The organism is Pectobacterium parmentieri, from assembly GCF_001742145.1.
In the GTDB taxonomy this organism is placed as follows: Bacteria; Pseudomonadota; Gammaproteobacteria; order Enterobacterales; family Enterobacteriaceae; genus Pectobacterium; species Pectobacterium parmentieri.
The window spans coordinates 3,416,085-3,434,185 of the sequence record NZ_CP015749.1 but is presented as its reverse complement, the minus strand read 5'-3'; the positions used below and the strand labels follow the sequence as shown (position 1 = coordinate 3,434,185).

16 protein-coding genes are annotated in these 18,101 nt (G+C 52.7%); 12 read left to right on the top strand and 4 right to left on the bottom strand.

The features are described 5' to 3' along the window. Positions 1-126 precede the first annotated feature (126 nt). The 4 genes from A8F97_RS15560 to A8F97_RS15545 all read right to left on the bottom strand — a co-directional run bounded on the left by A8F97_RS15560 (position 127) and on the right by A8F97_RS15545 (position 6,722). Positions 127-2,232 carry a site-2 protease family protein gene (locus tag A8F97_RS15560; protein WP_014698684.1) on the bottom strand — a complete coding sequence of 702 codons (2,106 nt, stop codon included), beginning with the start codon at positions 2,230-2,232 and terminating at the stop codon, positions 127-129. Further along, positions 2,229-3,557, bottom strand: a complete 1,329-nt coding sequence (locus A8F97_RS15555) for an efflux RND transporter periplasmic adaptor subunit (protein WP_033070860.1) — start codon at positions 3,555-3,557, stop codon at positions 2,229-2,231. The genes A8F97_RS15560 and A8F97_RS15555 overlap by 4 nt, the downstream gene beginning before the upstream one ends. Further along, on the bottom strand, positions 3,554-4,357 hold the full coding sequence (locus A8F97_RS15550; protein WP_014698686.1) for an efflux RND transporter periplasmic adaptor subunit: 804 nt from the start codon (positions 4,355-4,357) through the stop codon (positions 3,554-3,556). Before A8F97_RS15550 ends, A8F97_RS15555 begins: the two co-directional genes overlap by 4 nt. A gap of 283 nt (positions 4,358-4,640) precedes the next feature. Then, complete coding sequence (locus A8F97_RS15545) at positions 4,641-6,722, bottom strand: DUF4034 domain-containing protein (RefSeq protein WP_033070861.1); 2,082 nt, start codon at positions 6,720-6,722, stop codon at positions 4,641-4,643. Positions 6,723-7,426: 704 nt separating this feature from the next. On the opposite strand from A8F97_RS15545, the gene aepX reads away from it, so the two are divergent. From aepX to phnP, 12 genes are all read left to right on the top strand, one after another. Further along, positions 7,427-8,359 (top strand): phosphoenolpyruvate mutase, encoded by a 933-nt coding sequence (gene aepX / locus A8F97_RS15540; RefSeq protein WP_012822335.1) that lies wholly within the window; start codon positions 7,427-7,429, stop codon positions 8,357-8,359. Positions 8,360-8,549: 190 nt separating this feature from the next. Beyond that, a complete protein-coding gene (gene aepY, locus A8F97_RS15535; protein WP_050512606.1) occupies positions 8,550-9,704 on the top strand; it encodes a phosphonopyruvate decarboxylase in 1,155 nt (384 codons plus the stop codon). A 32-nt stretch (positions 9,705-9,736) separates the two neighbouring features. Next, entirely contained in the window at positions 9,737-10,630 is an 894-nt protein-coding gene (locus A8F97_RS15530) for an NAD(P)-dependent oxidoreductase (protein ID WP_012822337.1), read from the top strand. After that, positions 10,631-11,074 carry a phosphonate C-P lyase system protein PhnG gene (phnG, locus tag A8F97_RS15525; protein WP_012822338.1) on the top strand — a complete coding sequence of 148 codons (444 nt, stop codon included), beginning with the start codon at positions 10,631-10,633 and terminating at the stop codon, positions 11,072-11,074. It abuts the gene before it with no gap. Positions 11,075-11,080: 6 nt separating this feature from the next. Continuing rightward, complete coding sequence (gene phnH, locus A8F97_RS15520; RefSeq protein WP_033070862.1) at positions 11,081-11,662, top strand: phosphonate C-P lyase system protein PhnH; 582 nt, start codon at positions 11,081-11,083, stop codon at positions 11,660-11,662. Beyond that, entirely contained in the window at positions 11,662-12,765 is a 1,104-nt protein-coding gene (locus A8F97_RS15515; protein WP_014698689.1) for a carbon-phosphorus lyase complex subunit, read from the top strand. The genes phnH and A8F97_RS15515 overlap by 1 nt, the downstream gene beginning before the upstream one ends. Before the next feature lie 107 nt (positions 12,766-12,872). Next, complete coding sequence (locus tag A8F97_RS15510; protein WP_230856852.1) at positions 12,873-13,670, top strand: alpha-D-ribose 1-methylphosphonate 5-phosphate C-P-lyase PhnJ; 798 nt, start codon at positions 12,873-12,875, stop codon at positions 13,668-13,670. Next, entirely contained in the window at positions 13,667-14,455 is a 789-nt protein-coding gene (gene phnK / locus A8F97_RS15505; protein ID WP_033070863.1) for a phosphonate C-P lyase system protein PhnK, read from the top strand. Before A8F97_RS15510 ends, phnK begins: the two co-directional genes overlap by 4 nt. 21 nt (positions 14,456-14,476) lie before the next feature. Beyond that, positions 14,477-15,193: a phosphonate C-P lyase system protein PhnL gene (gene phnL, locus A8F97_RS15500; RefSeq protein WP_012822343.1), complete on the top strand. Its 717-nt coding sequence runs from the start codon at positions 14,477-14,479 to the stop codon at positions 15,191-15,193. After that, on the top strand, positions 15,183-16,319 hold the full coding sequence (gene phnM, locus A8F97_RS15495; RefSeq protein WP_033070864.1) for an alpha-D-ribose 1-methylphosphonate 5-triphosphate diphosphatase: 1,137 nt from the start codon (positions 15,183-15,185) through the stop codon (positions 16,317-16,319). The genes phnL and phnM overlap by 11 nt, the downstream gene beginning before the upstream one ends. A gap of 2 nt (positions 16,320-16,321) precedes the next feature. Then, positions 16,322-16,888, top strand: coding sequence for a ribose 1,5-bisphosphokinase (phnN, locus tag A8F97_RS15490; RefSeq protein WP_012822345.1), 567 nt, complete (start codon positions 16,322-16,324; stop codon positions 16,886-16,888). Positions 16,889-16,935: 47 nt separating this feature from the next. Further along, positions 16,936-17,688: a phosphonate metabolism protein PhnP gene (gene phnP, locus A8F97_RS15485; RefSeq protein WP_375154062.1), complete on the top strand. Its 753-nt coding sequence runs from the start codon at positions 16,936-16,938 to the stop codon at positions 17,686-17,688. Positions 17,689-18,101: the final 413 nt, after the last annotated feature.

The following is an 18,101-nucleotide window of genomic DNA, read 5'->3' as shown; positions in this document are numbered from 1 at the left end:
TTACCGGCAGAAAAAAATAGCAATATTTTGAAAAATACCGCTTCACAGTAAATAGGCTGATGAGGGGAAATAGGTTGGCTGCGGGCTTAAAGGCGAGGTACTGCCCGCAGGGGGGACTAAGATCGATCAAAAACCACTTTCGCGGATACCTAAGGCGGCGACGCGGCGCCAGGTGGCTCCCAGTAGTGATTCTTTCTCTCCCGCGACGACGACGCTACCGCGCAGAGGCTGTTGTGGTAACGGCGCTTGAGGGGGCAGGGTAAACTGCACGCGGTATTGTGCTTGCACCGGCTGCGGATTACGTTCGTTATCGCGTCGCACGGCAATCGGGCCGTGGCGATCGGACGCGAGCATTTCTTGTTGCAGGTAAGCGCTGCCTGTGGGGGCGATGTCATGAAGCGTGACGTCAAGACGTGGGAAAGCGGGATCGTCGGCAAGGAAGACGCCCAGCATGCCCTCTTGAGTGCGCCGGAGTGATTCCTCGGGGATATAGCCAACCACCCGACCCTGAGCGGGGTCCACCACTCGTAGTAGGGGGGTATCTGCCGTTAGCCAGCGTCCTGTTGTCAGGTCACGTGCCAGATCGCGTACCACGCCCGTTTGCGGTGCCCGAATCGTTAAGCGTTGACGCTGTGCTGCCAACCCTCGATAGCGTGCTAGCGCTTCAGCTAACTGCCGATCCATGACCTGAATTTCACTGGCGGTTTCCTGCCGTGCCGCTCCACGCTGCCGCTGCTGTTGTAATTGGGCGATACGCTGACGTTCAATATCGAGACGATAATCCAGATCGACCGACGTCAGTTCCAGCAGAATGTCCCCCGCATCCACCTGTTGACCATCGGTTACGTGTAGCCGGTTAACCTGTGCGGGTACTGGACTGTAGAGGGTACTGACCTTTTCCGCTTCCAATACGGCAGGGATGTGGATACTCCCCCCCCATGGATAAAGCAAAATAAATGACAGGATCAGGCACAGCAGGGCGCTGCGTAAAAAAGCGATGGGGTGTATTGATTTGCGCATGGACCACCAGGCATAGGCTTCTTTGGCTATCGGTAGCGCGATAAACCAAACGATCTCAACCAGCATTAAACCAATGCCGATCACCTTGATAAAAAAGTGGTAAACCACCAGCGCGATGCCAAAGAACAGGAAAAAGCGCCATATCCAGGAGGCATAGCCCCACACCAGCAGCTTGCGTTGCAGGGATGGGGAAAGGTTTTCCGGCGCTGGGTGACCATGACCGAACAGACTTTCCCGCAACCGCCAGCGGCAGAGCGCATAGGCACGTTCTTGCAGATTTTCTACGCGCCAGAAATCGCTAAGTAAAAAGTAGCCATCGAAGCGCATCAAAGGATTAAGGTTTACGACTAATGTGGTCAGCCACGTCGCGCTGGAAAGCATAAAAGCGGCTGTTCGTGCCGGGCCATCTGGCAGTAATGTCCAGGCCAATAGCGCAATAACCGCCAACATCAGTTCGGCCAGAATGCCGCCCGCGCCGATCAGCAAACGTGCCTGACGATCCTTCAGTTTCCAGGCGTCGGTAGTGTCAGTGTAAAACAAGGGAAATAACACGATAAAGGCAACGCCCATACTTTGCACACGACAGCCCGCTCGTTTCGCCATAAAGGCATGGCCTAGCTCATGGATAAATTTGGCGAACACCAGAGAGACACCGAACACAGCCATACCGGACAGGCTGAAGAGGTGTGGAAATGAATGGGTGTAACGTACCCAGTCTCGACTGACTAAAAATAAACCCAGCAGCAGGATTAATGGAAAGATCCAGACCAGAAAGGGCGCACCATAGCGCTGTAGCCACGGCCAGCAGCGGTTGAGTACCGGATCGGGTCGCCACAGAGGAATACGGAAAAACAGATACTGATGCAGCACGCTTTTCCACAAGCTGGTGCGCATCGCCTGAGCTTTGCCCAGATAGCGCTGACGTTGTTCTGGGTCGCTTGCCGCGACCAGATCGTGCTGGCGTAGGAACTGTAGCAGTTGCTCCAATTCTTTCACTCGCAGCGGCAGGCCGGGCTCCTTGTTGGCGGCGTCCAGTATTTGCTGCGGCTGGCGCAATGGCCAATGACGCAGCAGGCGGATAGCCGAGGGAGTCAGGGTAAAATAACGCCCGGTTATCGGATCGGACAGCACCCACTGCGGGGCTCCGTTGATGCCCGGAGCCGATTCTACCAATTGAAGATCGGCGCGCAGGGGAGGCAGGTGCGGATTCATAACCCAATCGCCTGACGGATCACTGCCAGCGGTCGACGGAATAGATAAACGGCAAGGGGAACATAGTCGCCGGAAATTTTTGCCGTGCCGCGCAGGCCGATACGTGGCGGTGTGTCAGTGAAGCGTGCATCCAGACGGTAGGCCAGATTGCCGGCTGGTGTCTGTTCCGACTCATAGGCGATACGTTCTAACAATGCGGCGTGCGGTGTCAGCGGGTCGCTGTCCAGAAACAGTGTGATGGGTGCCTCTTGCTGCAACTGGATGGCGTCGCCTACGTCCAACTCAATGCGTAATGCGGTGAGAGCGGGGTCTGCCAACTCCATCAAACGTTCGCCGGTGCGTACTGGCTTACCCATCCAGCGCGTGGCATCGGCGAACACCGCAATACCATCTCGTTCGGCACGGATTTCTGCGCGGCTCAGCAAAGCATTGGCGTAATCGCGTTCTGCTCGTTTTTGTGCCACCTGAGCGGCAAGAAAGTCGAGCCGAGCTTTGGAATCCGCATCTTGAAACGCGCGTTGAGAACTCGCTCGGTGCTCCGCTTCGGCGACATTCAATGCTCGTTCGGCTACATCTGCCTGAGCTTTCAGGGTTGTACTGTCAAAGCGAACCAACACCTCCCCTTGGCGTACACTCTGGTTCGGTAACACCGTGAAGGATTGGATCACACCGTCCAGTGGGGCGGCGACGACACGGCCCTGATGAGGAATAACTTCGGCGGGTGCCAATACAGACTGACGCACCGGAATAAACAGACAAGCGATCAGTAGCAGCGCAGGTACGGCGATTTTCCATCGAGTCTGTCGTCGCCGCCAGCGGGTCGTTTGCGGTTCGAGTGCCAGCCAGGCGTGGCTAAAAGCACCGCTGAGTTGCTCCGCCAACACCTGATCGGTACTTTGCCATGGCTGTTCTCGCGCATACCAAATAGCACCGAAGGGTTTCCCCTGACGATCGTTGAGGGGGGACCACAGAGCCTCGGGGGCAGACAGCGCCAGCCAATCTTTACGGCTTTGTTCATCAAGCTGTGAGGCTTCAATCACTGTGCATTGGGCCAATGCTTTCTCATCGGCGGATGACAACTGGGTGCAGGCACGTTCGATAAACGCCACAAAGGGCGCATGGGGCGCGGGTTGGGTGACGCCGGTGACTGCGCGTACCCGGCCATTGATGATCAACGCGGCATGGCGAAAACCGAACAGCGGCTGGCTGTCGTTGACGATGCAATAGGCCAATTCTTCGGTACTTTTTGCTGCTCGCGCTTGCCGCTCAACGTCAAGGAAGCGGGCAAAAGCGGCGGCACTGGCAGTGGTTGCCGGAGTATTCACCGCACCTCCGAGAACTGTGCTGTACCGCTCATCCCAGCCATCAACGTATCGTCCGTGTGGGCTAGCGTACCCGTCAGGCCAAGGGTTTGGCTGCTCTCATCAATACGTGCGCCAAGCCGTGTGACTTTGGCTTGTAACGGTTTGCCGGTTTCATCGGGAGTGAAGGTAAAGGTTAATCCGGGTTTTAGTACCGACAATAGCCGTGATGGCACCAGCAGGTTGATCTCCAGATGGCGATTATTGACGATATCCAGAACCGGTGCGCCAATGCCGACGCTTTCGTATGTTTGGGAGCGGCGTTTTACTACTTGTCCATCGAACGGGGCCAGAAGTCGGCAACGATTGACCTGGATTTGATAGACCTGGCTTTCTGCCTGAGCCTGTGCAAAGTGCGCTGCGGATAACGATACCGCGTGTCTCCCTACCGATTTCATCTGTGCCAGTTGCTGATTTTGGCTCAGTTCCGCTTCTGCAGCTCGCGTGGCAGCAGAGGCTGCGGCCAATTGGGCCTGATAAATCGAACAGTCAAACCGCACTAACAGATCGCCTTTCTTGAAGGATTCCCCTTCTCGAAACGGTATTTCTACAATACGCCCAGCCAAATCACTGGACAGCGTGGCCTGATCGACGGCGATGAGGATCCCACGCGCCTGATTGTCTGCGGGCGCAGCGGTTTGATTATCATGAGAAGGCATTGCCAGGAGTGGGTCGCTCGTTTGGGCATGAGCGCTAAACGCCAATAGACAAAATGCCAGCGGCGTAAAAGCGCGACGAAGTGCTGAGTTATTGAAACTATTCACACTGACCTGCCTTAATTTGTTGAGGTGTGTGCCACGTCAGAAAAGGTAAAGAAACTTTCTGAATTTCACTTCATTAGCGGTACTGATTTTGGAAGATATCATGGTACAGAATGGGTCAAACTGACAACATCAATAAAGCGTCGTTGAACAATTCCTGTTCATATCTTTGTGCATCACTGCGATTACGATGAAAGGCTTGATGATGAGGGCAGCGGGCTGCCCTACGACATGATAGCGATGTTATTCCACCTCGATGGGAAGGAAAAGAGGCGCAGGGCGCAACTTACTGGTGTTCCCGATCGGCGTTATCACCAAACGTGATAGCACGTCCACGTGCGTCAATACGCGCTTTATCGCGGTTGAAGCCCATCTTCGCTCGGACGCCGCCCAGCATACCGCTCCGTTGATAAATTTCGTTCGCACGGTCGTGGTTGTACTGGCTATCGGGGGTGATTTCCAATGCGCGATCGATCCACACTTTGGCCAGATAGCTATTTTGGGCTACGCCTGCACCGTTGCGGAAAGCATGCGCGTAGTAACCTGCCGCATAGTCGCGGTTGGCATCATCTTCGTCGTTCCATAATTCCGGCAGGACCGCATCCAGACAGAATTGCTGATCTTCTACAATATCGCTAAACAACAACAGTGAACTCAATTCCCTTGCTGCACGTGTCCAGACTATTCTTCCCACGTTAGGACGGTGCAGGACACCGAGCATCAGTTCACGTGCGCGCAGGTATTGCTCTGGTGTCAGCGTCTCATTATCTCTTACCAGGCCATAGGCAATGTTGTATTGGCAAATTTCATTGCCAGCATCTGCGGCTTTTTCCTGCCAGTATTTCGCGTTGTCTCGATCTTCATAAGGAGAGGGATCGCGCCCGTTACGACGGGATAAATGACCGGAATATAAATCGGAGAGCGTCGCCATTGAAGAGGCTTCTCCCCAGCTCGCGGCTTCGTGCAACAGAAAGACGCCCGCTTCCTCAGAAACCGACTCGAACAGGTTAGCAGCGGCTTGGCCAAAATTGACATCGGATTCGAGAGTGCTGCAACGTGCAAGTAAGGCGTCACTATCGAATTGACCCTGAGCGATGCCATAGAAACCAAATTTGCTAGCGATCGCGGCGATGGTGGTTTCATACGCCGAATCTGCCCACGCCTGACAGCGTTCCAAAAATTTTGGCATCAAATTGAAACGGTCTTCAATACTGGCAAAATTCACACAGCTAATTAAGGTATCGAGCGCGCCCTCATCAGGGTGTGATTCAGGGTGATCAACCTGCCACGCTTCAACCATCAGGTCATAGGCCTTCTGCATATCAACCTTATTCCAGTGAATTTCATCGCCTTCTTCGGTTCGCGCATAGTGGCTGAGGAAACTGGCATATTTACGGAGCACCTTTGCCCGTTCATCCACATCAAGCTCAAGCGCCAGCAACCTGTCGAAGGTTTTTCGGCAGTACGCCACGCTTTCTGTGTCCTGAGCATCAGGCAGCAGTGAGTCATAGCCGATATAGTCCCAACATTGGGTAACACGCAGGCTGTTACGTTCGGATTCTGTCAGTGCTTCACACAGTGGCCCATCAATAAATTGTGCCATTATCTCATGACTGCCACCCCAGCGTGGGTATAGGAAGTAAACGCACTCTTTACGAATGGCTACGTCCTGTGGACGAGTCGCTAAGGTGACCCGCAGCCAGTAGTGCATAGGCTCTTCCCATTCGTGCGTCTTTCTGGCTGGCAGCGGGGTAGGCAGAGCAACAGGAAGTTCAACAAGCGCTTGTTCCCCTTCATTACGCAAGTGTTGCAGACCCGCTTCCCAAAGTTCGGGTTCAACCTGCGCCTGACGCTGTGCGTAGGTCAGGGGATCACCACCTTGCAGTAATACGCCTAGCCACTGCGGTTCACCTAAATAGCAGGTCAAACGAAACAGGCGGGAAAAGGTCAGGGCAGGTCGCTGATGTAACGCGCTGGCACGCAGGTAGGCGGCAACGCCCAGATCGCGAGCCAGTTCGGCCCCCATCCAGCGATCGTCTTCGACATATTGTCCGCCATTTGAGGTACGAATTCGTGCGGCGGCATTTTCCCAGTACTGCCCGGTGAGATGATGGGCGTGATAGCTCTCAGGACGTGCAGCAACCCAGGCTTGCAAGTGCGACAGAATATCAGCGTGTGATACCGCTGGGTCAAAGATCGAATTCATGTGCCAGTTATAGGTATAAGGCAGGTTCGGGCCATCCAGCCAAATCTGGTGCTCTTGTTCCAACAGGGTATCAAGCGTATCGAATTGATGCGTTGCGAACATCTCACGCAACTGCGCGCGGGATTTCACCAATGCGGTGAGTGATTCAGAGATTGATGTCATAGAGTAAATTCTTAGGCTGTTGTTGAGTCATTACGCCGACAACATCTTTCTTCCTTAGAAGCATGTGTGGGCAGGATATGGGGAGATTAACGTGTTGTATCTGCTTGATAATGATTACCGTTATACCAATAAACTGGTGTGTGGACATCGATTTTTACATAAATGTAAACCACTGTTTAACATGGTGTGATTAGGAGCGGGATCGTGGGAATGAGGATAGGAGGGTTAATGGTACATATTGAGCGTCGCTCGTGCTGCTATCGTAAAAATAAATCAAAATTTTAGGGTATAGAGACTTTTATCTTTTCATGATAATTATTTATTGGCGAATTATATGTTCAACGATAAATGCTCATAGCAATAGGTTTTTTTATTGCCATCTCCATTTCAGATATTTATTGAACTAAAAAACCATAAAAAAGATTTTTTTTAGTTTTTTAACATGAATAAAAATGGTTATTGTTATTAATGTTCTGTTTTTAGAGTTTCTTTATCGTTTAAATTGATGCTATTTCAATAAGGTAGACAAAGTGAAAAAATAAACGAAAAATTTTTACCCCTATTGCAGTGTTTTTTCCAATGAATAGAATTGCTCCGTTGGTATATTTAATCGAAATAAATATAAAGTCGCGTGGTCTTTTGATTGTTGCACTTGGTTTGCTAGGGAAAGTTTACCCCAACTCTATGGTACATAGGAGATAACCATGTCTATCATTTTACCTCATCATGCCCCAACGGATTCATATAAGGGGTGTACGCCAGGCTCACGTCGTAGTGCACTCCGTGAATTATTGCAGCAGCAAAAAGGCATTCGTGTGATGGAGGCTCACAGTCCGCTTTCTGCTTTATTAATCGAGCAAGCTGCTTATGAAGATGGCGATATTCATTATCAATTTGATGCGTTTTGGTCTAGCTCACTCACCGATTCCACTTTGCGTGGAAAACCCGATACGGAGTTAGTAGACATCAGTCATCGTTTTCAAGCGATTACGGAAATATTTGATGTTACTACCCGCCCATTAATTTTTGACGGTGATACTGGCGGGCAAACTGAACATTTATCCCACCGGATCCGTGCCGCCGAAAATCTGGGTATTTCCGCCATGATTATCGAAGATAAAACCGGCCTGAAAAAGAACTCTTTATTTGGTAATGATGTAAAGCAAACGCAGGCTTCTGTAGCGGATTTTTGCGAAAAAATTACGACTGCAAAAAAAGCACAACTGACGCCCGAGTTTATGTTAATCGCGCGTATTGAGAGCCTGATTCTGGACGTCGGTATGGAAGATGCGATAAACCGTGCCTTACATTATGCTGATGCCGGTGCCGATGGCATTATGATCCACAGTCGGCATAAGAACCCTTCTGAGATTTTAGCTTTCGCTAAACAATTCCGCGATCATTATCCACATTTACCTTTGGTTTGTGTTCCTACCAGTTTTAACGATATTACTTTCGATCAACTGATTGATGGTGGATTCAATATTGTTATTTACGCAAACCATATGTTACGTGCGGCTTATCCTGCGATGAAATCAATTTTACCAGAAATCCTCAAGCATGGTCGAACGCTGGAAGTTGAGGATCAATGCATGTCGATAAAAGATATTCTGGATCTTATACCCGGCACGCGATAGCGAAATATTTTGGGGCGTCAGTATAATTATTTTCATCACGCTATTCATTGGCGTGGTAGGCGTGTTGTTATTATTTAACGCCAGTGCGGTGCCCCAAATTATCCACACCATATAATGATAAAATCAAGGCGTCATCATTGTTGTTAATGACAACATTGAGCGACAAGATGATGCTAAGGGAAGGTTTATTATGATTGACCCTAATAAGCTTATCGAGTTTCTGGTTCAACGCGGCGTGCATTTTTTCAGTGGCGTCCCTGATTCATTATTAAAAGCGTTTTGTCTGGCGATCGGAAGTAATAACGGCGGGCTCGCGCACCGTATCGCGAGTAATGAAGGTTGCGCAATGGGGATGGCGATTGGGCATTACCTGTCGACGCGAACGCTACCCGTGGTCTATATGCAAAATTCAGGGTTAGGCAATGCGATCAACCCCCTTTGCTCCCTGGCTACGCCGGATGTGTATGGTATTCCGCTATTGCTGATTATCGGCTGGCGTGGCGAAGTCGATGCCAGCGGTAAGCAACTGCATGATGAGCCGCAGCATGTTATGCAGGGGCGAGTCACATTGCCTCAACTCAATGTGTTGGATATTCCGCATATTGTGCTGGATAGCCATAATCCCCCTCTGTGGGATGATATTCAGGCTTTGCTCCAGCGTGCGCATGATGAACACCGTCCTGTGGCGCTGGTGGTGAGAAAAAATACCTTTTCCTCGGCAGCCACGCCTGACCATCCAGCCGCTGAGCAGGTGCTGATGCGGCGAGAAGCCATTGTCGCTGCATGCCTGAACGAGTTGCCGTCCACTCTCCCCATTGTCAGTACCACGGGCATGCTGTCGCGTGAGCTTTATGAATTACGCGAACAGCGTGGTGAAGGGCACCAGCGAGATTTTCTGACCGTCGGGGGCATGGGGCTTGCCAGCCAGATCGCACTGGGCCTGTGCGACGCGCAGCCACAGAGAAAAGTCGTTTGTCTGGATGGCGATGGGGCGTTGTTGATGCACATGGGCGGGCTGACGAACACCGCCCAGGCCAACAACCTGATACATATCGTCATCAACAACGGCGCGCATGACTCTGTGGGAGGACAGCCTACGGCGGCCTCTCGCTTGCCGCTGGCACCCATCGCTGCAGCCAGCGGTTATGGAAAAACGTACTACGTCGAAACGCAAGAAGCCTTACAGACTGCGCTGCAACAGGCACTGCAGGCACAAAGTAGTCAATTCATTGAGGTGCGATGCCGAGTGGGTCATCGCAACGATCTGGGGCGACCAGCGACCTCCCCTGCGCAAAACCGCGATGCATTTATGCAGTTTCTTAATACCCCCTCTCAGGCTTCTTGATGGCCCGTCCCTTAGCGACAAGGATTGCCGATATGACTCATTCTGTTTCTTTAGTTGGCGTTGGTGTATTAGGAAAAGCTATCTCGCTCAGACTATTACAGCGCCATTTTTCGCTCAGCGTGTTCAACCGGACTCACTGTAAAGCGAACGAGGTTGCCGCCGAAGGCGCACAAGCTGTCCCTGAACTGCATCAACTGTTCACGCAGGAAAAACAAGTTGTGCTTATCTGCCTGAAGGATGCGGAGGCGATACGTGAGGTTTTTCAGGCGGAGGAGGTCAGACAGAAACTGACCCGCTATCGCCCTCTGTTACTCAATATCAGCACGATAGGGCCGGAAGAGAGCCGCTGGATGGAAACCTTTTTTCACCAGCACGGTGCGCATTATGTGGAGTGCCCCGTCTCGGGGGGCCCAGAAGGTGCGCGGCAGGGCAAACTTGCCGCTTGGGTAGGGCCTTATGCTGATGGCTTTGCCAACGCGATTAACGATGTCATCACCAGCCTGTCAGATCGCTATGTACTGATGGCGAGTAACCACAGTGCGCAGACCATGAAGGTGATTAATAACTATTGTGAGGCGGTGCATCTGCTGGTGGCGGCGGAAGCGCTATTGCTGGCGGAGGCCCATGATATCGCCCCGGATGTGCTGGCAAATGCGCTAACGCTGGGGCGCGGACGCTCGACCTACATGGAGGTCATGCTGGATCGCTACCTGAACCCGCGTGAAACTGTGTCGGTTCCTTTATCCATCCGTCTGAAAGATCTCGACCTGGCCAATACGCTTTTCCAGCGCTCTGCGATCCACAGCGAATTCTTCGATACGGCGCGCCAGCGCTATCAAAACACGGCCGATCTCTCGGCCGATCCTCAGGATCAAACTGCCTGCTTTTCTTATCTTTCACGTACCTTGCTGACGGGGAGGGATTAGATGCCTGAGTTAACACAGCGACAACGTTGGATGTCTATTCTCGCTCATAGCGACCCTGCTGAGCTGGAAGCGCACTGGGACACGCTGCACTTTTCCGCGCACTACCAGCTCTTGCGCCCGACGCAGATTGGTTTGATCCAGTTGCAGGGGAGAATGGAAGTTGATGGGCCGCGTTTTATTGTGGGTGACATGACGGTGACCCGCGCGGCGGTACAACTGGAGGATGGGACGTGCGGCTACAGCTATATTGCGGGCAGAAACAAGCCACATGCCGAGCTCTGCGCCTGGATCGATGCGCTCCTGCAAACCCGATCCTATTTCCATGAAATATGGGAGCGAATCATCACTCCGTTAGCAGACCAACAGCGTGTTCACCGGGAACAGCAACAGCAGGAAGTGGCTGCCAGTCGGGTGAATTTCTTTACTTTGGTCAGGGGAGAATGATTTGTCATGACAACGATGACGGGCTTCGCCCACCCCGTATTTGGCACACAGCTCTGCTTTCGCAAAATCGTGAAAGCAATGAGTGAGCCGGGTTCTCTGGTTACGGTTCCCAATGTTTCTGGTCTGGAAGCCATGTCGTCTGCAACGGCCGCTACGCTGCTTACGCTGACCAGCCACACCACACCGCTGTTTATCGATCCCAAGATCGGTAATCCACTGCTGCTGCGCACGCTGTGCCTGCATACGAATGTGCCGATCACTACGGTGTTTGAAGAGGCTTATTTTGTGCTGTTGAGTGGAAACCGTTTTTCTTATGACCTGATGGCGCTCTCCTGCGGCAGCGAAGTCGAACCAGAAAAATCCACCACCATTATTTTAGAAGTCGAAGGTATGCACGACGGGCCGTGTTTGAAGCTGACCGGGCCGGGCATCAAGACGCATCGCATTATTTCTCCCCGTCTGCCCGGTAGTATTCGGCACTACCTGTGCAACCGTCCCCATGCCTTCCCGACAGGGTTGGATTTTCTCTTTACCTCTGGGAAAAAGCTCTTTGCAATCCCCAGAAGTACCCACGTGGAGGAATGCTAATGTATGTTGCCGTCAAAGGTGGGGAAAAGGCCATTGAGGCTGCCCACCAGTTACAATTCTGTCGCCGCCGCGGGTGTACGGATATACCAGAACTAGACTGTTCACAAATAGAACAGCAGCTTAATTTAGCCGTCGATCGTGTCATGACTGAGGGCAATATTTATGACCGCCAACTCGCCGCGCTGGCCATCAAGCAGGCCAGTGGCGATCTGGTGGAAAGTATCTTTCTTTTACGAGCCTACCGTTCCACGCTGCCACGCTGGGGGATCAGTCAGCCGCTTAACACGCCCAACATGCGCCTTGAACGCCGTGTTTCGGCCATTTTCAAAGATTTACCAGGTGGGCAGTTACTGGGCCCAACCTATGATTATACCCATCGCCTGCTGGATTTCTCTCTGCTTGCTGACGGTGAGGATCCCGTCGCTCCGCAACCTGGCGCTGTTGATGAGGATGAAGAAACTCGTGAACACATTCCCCATGCGTTTCAGTTTCTTTCTCAACAACACCTCGTCCCTGAACGGAATATCAGCGACGATAGCGATCCACCAGATATCACAATGGATCCCCCAAGTTACCCCGGCACGCGTGCGGCGCGTCTCCAGCAACTGTTTCGCGGTGATGAGGGGTTCCTTTTATCACTGGGGTATTCAACCCAGCGCGGCTATGGGCGTAATCATCCGTTTGTTGGAGAGATCCGCACGGGATACATCACCGTCAGTATCGTCGCCGAAGAGGTGGGGTTTGCCATCGATATCGGGGAGATCCTGCTCACCGAGTGCGAAACCGTGAACGGGTTTGTTAAACCTGCCGACGACGCACCCCATTTTACCCGTGGTTACGGGCTGGCATTCGGTCGCTCGGAACGTAAGGCCATCACGGTGGCATTAGCCGATCGCGCACTTCAGGCCGCTGACTATCAAGAAGAGGTGCGCGGCCCGGCTCAGGATGAGGAATTCGTCCTCTCTCATGCCGACAATGTCGAGGCTGCGGGTTTTGTCTCACATCTGAAGCTCCCGCATTACGTCGATTTCCAGTCAGAGCTGGAGCTATTAAAACGACTGCGTGAGGAACACCTCGCTGCCACGCCAAGGAGAAAAGAGTGATGAATCAGACAGCGACCTCCCACCAGAAAGATAGCCCGCCAGAAACGGAATGCAGCGATTCAGAAACGGAATATAACTACGCCTATCTGGATGAAAGCACGAAGGGCATGATACGGCGCGCTATCCTGAAAGCGATTGCCATCCCCGGTCATCAGGTGCCGTTTGGCAGTAGGGAAATGCCCATGCCCTACGGCTGGGGCACTGGCGGCATTCAAATCACCGCCAGTATTATCGGGCCGGACGATACGCTCAAAGTGATCGATCAGGGTTCCGATGATACGACCAATGCGGTATCGATCCGTGCTTTTTTCCGTAAGGTTGCTAATGTGCCAACGACGGAAAAAACCAGCGACGCGACGCTGATCCAAACGCGACACCGCATTCCTGAAACGCCGCTTAAGGAAGATCAAATTCTGGTCTTTCAGGTGCCGATCCCTGAGCCTCTGCGCTTCATTGAACCGCGCGAAACCGAGACGTGCAAAATGCATGCGCTGGAAGAATATGGCGTCATGCAGGTGAAACTCTATGAAGATATTGCCCGGTTTGGGCACATCGCCACGACCTACGCCTACCCGGTGAAAGTCAATTATCGGTATGTCATGGATCCTTCGCCGATCCCGAAATTCGATAACCCGAAGATGAACATGATGCCCGCGCTGCAACTGTTTGGTGCCGGGCGAGAAAAGCGGGTCTATGCCGTTCCACCGTATACCGTGGTGGAAAGCCTCGATTTCGACGATCACCCTTTCACCATACAGCAGTGGGACAAACCGTGTGAGCTGTGCGGTGCGCGCGACAGTTTCCTTGATGAAGTGGTAATGGATGATGACGGTACACGCATGTTCGTCTGCTCTGACACCGACTATTGCCAGCAGCGTCAAAGCCAGGGAGGAGAATCATCATGACGACTGACTATCACGCATCCGATGCCGCTTTGCTCGATGTGCAACACCTCACACACCTGTACGCGCCGGAAAAAGGTTTTCTCGATGTGTCGTTTCAACTGTGGCCGGGGGAGGTGCTAGGGATTGTCGGCGAATCCGGCTCGGGGAAGACGACGCTGCTGAATGCGATCTCTGCCCGTCTGGCACCGCAAGAAGGTGAGGTGATCTACCGCAACGCCGAGCAGCAGAGGCTCTCGATCTATGACATTAGCGAACGGCAAAGGCGAGCGCTGGTGCGTACCGAATGGGGGATTGTCTGGCAACATCCGCTGGCAGGGTTACGCCCCACCGTGTCGGCGGGAGGCAATATCGGCGAACGACTCATGGCCATCGGTAATCGGCATTACGGCGATATCCGCAGTAAAGCGGTGCAGTGGATGGAGAACGTGGAACTGCCCGAAAACCGTTTGGACGATCTTCCAACCACCTTTTCCGGCGGGATGCAGCAACGCCTTCAGATTGCACGCAATTTGGTCACCGCACCGCGGCTGATATTTATGGATGAACCGACCGGTGGGTTAGATGTGTCGGTTCAGGCGCGGCTGCTCGATCTGCTCAGGACGCTGGTTGTGGAGATGCAGCTTTCTGTCGTCATCGTGACGCACGATCTCGGCGTCGCCCGTCTGCTGTCACATCGCCTGCTGGTGATGCAGCGTGGGCGGGTGGTCGAGCAGGGGTTAACGGACAGGGTGCTCGACGATCCTAGCCATCCTTACACCCAATTGCTCGTTTCTTCCATTTTGTAAATCCAGCCAAAAGGACGCTTGATGGATACTCAATTGCGCATCGAGAACGTTGATAAAACGTTCGTGTTATATAACCAGCAGGGCACACAACTACCGGTTTTCCACGATATCAGCCTGTCTGTGAAAGGGGGGGAATGTGTGGCGCTGCACGGGCATTCCGGGAGTGGGAAATCCACGCTACTACGTTCCTTGTACGGCAACTATCAGCCCGACGGCGGACACATCTGGGTCCGTCATCGCGAACGTTGGGTCGATATCGTCAATGCGGACGCTCGCCATGTGCTGGAAATCCGCCGAGAAACGGTGGGCTGGGTAAGCCAGTTCCTGCGTGTCATTCCACGTATTAGCACATTGAACGTGGTCATCCAGCCTTTGTTGGAACGCGGTATGTCGCGTCAGGAAAGTGAGATTCGTGCTGGCGAATTGCTGACGCATCTGAACGTCCCTGAGCGGCTTTGGTCGCTCGCACCCGCCACTTTTTCCGGTGGTGAGCAGCAGCGTATCAATATTGCTCGCGGATTTATTGGCGATTATCCGATTCTGCTGTTAGACGAACCGACGGCCTCGCTGGATGCCAAAAATCGACTGGCCGTCACGCAACTCATCGATGATGCAAAAAGTAAAGGATGCGCTGTCGTTGGAATTTTTCACGATGATGAAGTGCGCCAACACGTCGCCGATCGCCTTTACTCGATGACAATGACTTCCCGCACTCAGGAGAACGTAAATGATCATTAATAACGTCAATATGGTGCTCTCTCGGGAAATTATTCATGGCTCATTAGAGGTGCGCAACGGCGTGATTCACCACATCAGCGATAGGCCCAGCCGTCATCCTGGTGCGCTGGATGGTGAACAGGCCTGGCTCCTGCCGGGGCTTGTCGAACTACATACGGATAATCTCGATAAGTGTTTTACCCCGCGCCCCGGTGTTAACTGGCCTTCTGAAGCGGCGATGCGCAATCACGATGCGTTGATTATCTCCAGCGGGATTACCACCGTTCTTGATGCCGTTGCGGTAGGGGATGTCCGTGATGGTGGGCATCGGCTTGAGAACCTGCGGCGCATGACGGATGCGGTGCTGTACAGCCAGCAGCATGGCACCAATCGGGCCGATCATTATTTGCATCTGCGCTGTGAGCTACCACATCAGGATACATTTCCCCTTTTTGAACAACTGGCGGGTATTCCACTGGTCGCGCTGGCGTCATTAATGGATCACTCTCCGGGGCAGCGGCAATTTTCTTCTCAGGAGAAATATCATCAGTACTACAAAGGTAAGTATCACCTGAATGATGAACAAATGGCTGCGTTTGAAGAGGAGCAACTCGCCGGATCGCGCCGCTGGTCGCAGCCCAACCGGGAAGCCGTTGTCCATCTTTGTCACGAGAAAGGCATCACGCTAGCCAGTCATGACGATGCGACACCGGAACATATCACCGAGTCCCACCAGCACCGTGTTGCTATTGCCGAATTCCCTACCACGGAGATCGCCGCGCAGCAGGCACACCGTGTCGGAATGAACGTACTGATGGGAGCACCAAATGTCATCTGCGGCGGCTCGCATTCTGGCAATGTATCGGCACATCATCTGGCTACGCTTGGCGTGCTTCACATCCTGTCTTCGGACTATTACCCAGCCAGTTTGTTGGAGGCGGCGTTCATGATCGCAGAGGATGAGCGTAATGATTACGATCTGCCACGCACGATTGCTCTGGTCAGCAGCAACCCGGCTCAGGCGCTAAAATTTGACGATCGCGGCTGTATTGAAGAAGGACGGCGAGCCGACCTGCTGCTCGTCAAACGGCATACGCCGCACATGAAGCTGATGCGCGTGTGGCGTCAGGGCGTTCGGGTATTCTGATTATGACGAAACTCATCTACCTGATTGGCCCTTCCGGCGCAGGCAAAGACAGCCTGCTTCGGGCGATCCGCCAGTTGTCGTTGCCGCACCTACTGGTAGCGCACCGGTACATTACCCGTCCCGCAGAGATACAAGGAGAGAACCACATCGCGCTGACCCCCGAAGAGTTTGCGATCCGTCAGCAGCTTGGCATCTTCGCACTCAATTGGCAGGCGCATCAGTGCCATTACGGCATCGGGATAGAGATTGATTATTGGCTACAGCGGGGAAGTGACGTCATTGTTAACGGTTCGCGAGCTTACCTGACTCAGGCGCGTGAACGCTACGGCAATACGCTGTTTCCGATATGCCTGACCGTCTCCGAATCGGCACTACGGCAGCGGCTACGTGCCAGAGGGCGAGAAAGCGAACAGCAAATTGCCATGCGCTTGCAGCGTGCCGAAGAAGAGCAAAACCGCTTACAAAGCGACTGTGTTTTATTGAATAACGACGGCGATCTGCAACACACCTTATCTACCTTCCAGTCGCTGCTGCCGCTCGACCGAGCCTGCACAGCGCATCGCGAATAATCGTACCGGATAGCAGGAGAAAGCCGATGGTAGTGAATAATGACGGGATTGTTTTTCACTTTCTGGGAACCGGCGGCGCGCAACAGGTCCCCGCATTTGGCTGTGAATGTGAGATTTGCCAGCAGGCGCAACGCGATGAAAAAAAGCGACGCCGAGCCTGCTGCGCGGCAATCACAACCAAAGACAGCGTCATTCTGATTGATGCCGGGCTGCCTGAGTTATCACCGTATCTGCTTCCCTATTCGCGTCGGCATATTCTACTGACCCACTACCACATGGATCACGTTCAGGGATTATTTCCCCTGCGCTGGGGCTATGGCGATCCCATTCCGGTCTTTGGCCCCCCGGATGACGTCGGTTGTGACGATCTCTTTAAACACCCGGGGATCCTACATTTTCAAAAACCTCTGATGCCTTTCCAGCCGCTCGAACTGGACGGCATCAGGATCACACCGGTTCCCTTAATCCATTCTAAATTAACCTATGGCTACCTCATCCAGACACCGACGCATACGCTGGCCTACCTGACCGATACCATCGGTCTACCGCCTGAAACTGCTCAATTTCTCTCAGCGCACTCGCTGGACTATGCGGTTGTCGATTGCAGCCATCCTCCCCAGACGACGCCTCCACGCAACCACAATGACGTCACTCGCACGTTGGAGATCTTTACCCAGCTTAACCCTAAACAACTGTACCTGACCCACATCGGCCACAAACTGGATCGCTGGCTCCAAACACAAACGCTGCTGCCTGAGCATGTTCATGCTGCTTATGATGGGGCTGAGTTGGGGTTGTAAGGATGGGGTCACATATAACGTTCATCGCTCCACATATCGCGGAGCTAAAATCTGACATGCCGATTAGGTATTTTTGAGATAACTGAAAATCATGACCCAAATTAGTCCCTACGAACCCCGACTAAAAACGTTGCTCCAGAACGGCTCCAAGCTTGCCGGAGCGCTTATTGAAAGTGACGATTCTGCGTTAAGGTTGGCGCTTTGACAGGCTTATCGATTGCCTTGCTCTGCTGAGACTCACGCTGAGTGAACCCATTCCTCCACATCTGAAAGTTGGGTAGATCAACACCGCGGAAAATATCATGGCCTGGGCTTTACCCTGAACGGCGAAATTTTACTCTTTATCTACCACATTGAAATAATTATCTAATGCAAATATTTAAAATTAAATAATAATAAAATAAATATTCCGA